2 protein-coding genes are annotated in these 1,085 nt (G+C 67.3%); both read right to left on the bottom strand.

From position 1 onward, the window contains the following. Positions 1 to 165: 165 nt before the first annotated feature. Positions 166 to 450 carry a hypothetical protein gene (locus GPA_RS15725; protein ID WP_015540474.1) on the bottom strand — a complete coding sequence of 95 codons (285 nt, stop codon included), beginning with the start codon at positions 448 to 450 and terminating at the stop codon, positions 166 to 168. Beyond that, positions 450 to 968, bottom strand: a complete 519-nt coding sequence (locus tag GPA_RS15720; RefSeq protein ID WP_049784210.1) for an FKBP-type peptidyl-prolyl cis-trans isomerase — start codon at positions 966 to 968, stop codon at positions 450 to 452. The genes GPA_RS15725 and GPA_RS15720 overlap by 1 nt, the downstream gene beginning before the upstream one ends. Positions 969 to 1,085 lie beyond the last annotated feature (117 nt).

The raw sequence follows: 1,085 nt of genomic DNA, 5'->3' as shown, positions 1-1,085 counted from the left end.
GCGCCTGCGCCTGGTGCGCCGCGCGCGCCTAGGCGGACGCCCGCGGGCGCCGTCCGGGCGCAAACGAACAGCACGGCCTCCGGTCCTCCGGGCAGAACGCCCGGAGGACCGGAGGCCGTCAAAGAATCGGCGGGCGAACCCGAAGGGCGCCGGTCCGGGCGAAGCCTACAGCGGCTCGCTCACGCGCACCTGGCACGGGCGCAGCTCGCCGTCGGGCTGCTCGGTCTTTCCCTTGCGGCAGGGGTTGTAGCACACCTCGCCGCAGATCGTGCAGGTCACCGGCTCCGGAAGGGCCAGATCGGTCAGGTCGAAACCGCATTTGGTGCACGGGTTGGGCTTCGAGAAGTGCTCGAGGTCGACCGCGTTGAACATGCCGCATTCGGGGCACTTCACCGGACGCTTGCGCGGCGGCCGGCAGCCGCCGCAGATGGGATTGCACGACCAGCACATTAGCGGAAGTCCTCGCCCTGGTCGCCTCCCAAGAGCTTCGCCTGCTCCTTCAGGTGCTGAGCCTTCTCGGCGGCGGACACGAAGTCCTCGGGGGCATCCTCCACCTCCAGCAGCTCCACCTCGAACGTCAGGCTCTTGCCCGCCAGGGGGTGGTTCAGGTCGAACGTGACCAGGCCGTCCGTTATGTCCAGCACGGTGGCGGGCATCGGCGCGCCGTCCTCGCTGCTCGACAGCATGATGCGCTTGCCCACCTTCACGTCGTTCACGGGAATCTGCTCGAGCGGGATCTTCGCCACGTGGCCCTCGAGGTACTCGCCGTAGGCGCCGTACTCGTCCACCGTGAACGTCTTCTTCTCGCCCGCCTCGTTCATCTCCAGGATGGCCTTCTCGAAGCCGTCGATGGCCATGTCCATGCCCGTTTGGAACTTCATGGGCTTCTCTTCCGTGGCGAAGCCGAACACCGTGCCGTCATCGAGCTTGCCCGTGTACACCAGGGTTACCGTTGAGCCAAGTTGCATCGTCTTGATCTCCTTCTTTCGCATTGACAGGAACGTAAAACCGACGGCAGGGCGCGGCAGGGGGTTCCTCGCCTGCCGCGCGGCCGCGCGGCGCGTACGGCGCCGAGGACCCGCGAG

Origin of the sequence: Gordonibacter pamelaeae 7-10-1-b (genome assembly GCF_000210055.1) — a bacterium.
In the GTDB taxonomy this organism is placed as follows: Bacteria; Actinomycetota; Coriobacteriia; order Coriobacteriales; family Eggerthellaceae; genus Gordonibacter; species Gordonibacter pamelaeae.
This window is presented reverse-complemented; position numbering and strand designations above follow the sequence as displayed.

What these genes read in the sequence shown, in the direction of transcription:
- GPA_RS15725 (WP_015540474.1), bottom strand. Translation starts at nt 450, where the DNA reads ATGTGCTGGTCGTGCAATCCCATCTGCGGCGGCTGCCGGCCGCCGCGC.
- GPA_RS15720 (WP_049784210.1), bottom strand. Translation starts at nt 968, where the DNA reads ATGCAACTTGGCTCAACGGTAACCCTGGTGTACACGGGCAAGCTCGAT.